This is a genomic window from Streptomyces nanshensis, assembly GCF_001751255.1.
GTDB lineage: Bacteria > Actinomycetota > Actinomycetes > Streptomycetales > Streptomycetaceae > Streptomyces > Streptomyces nanshensis_A.
Genome location: NZ_LJGW01000134.1, coordinates 1 through 230, shown reverse-complemented (window position 1 = coordinate 230; position 230 = coordinate 1). Strand labels below are relative to the sequence as shown.

Sequence of the window (230 nt, the reverse complement as noted above, 5' to 3'; positions counted from 1 at the left end):
TGTGCCTGTTCGGCCCGCAGATCGGCTCCGACGCCGACCTTCTCGTAGAGGCGGGAGGCCGACCGGTACGCCTCGCGCAGGGACGGCAGCGAACTGCCCTCGGGCGGCGCGAGGGTCTCGTCGACGTCGTCGGGGACGCCGGCGATCTGGGCGCGTTCGGCGCGCAGCGCGCGGGCGGTGCGGTGGGCGTCGTCGGCGGCGCGCTGTGCGGCACGCCTGTCCTCGTCGCC

1 protein-coding gene is annotated in these 230 nt (G+C 76.5%); it reads right to left on the bottom strand.

The window, feature by feature from the left end:
• Positions 1 to 230: hypothetical protein (locus AN218_RS37975; protein ID WP_244900337.1), on the bottom strand; the 230-nt coding region annotated here is incomplete at both ends.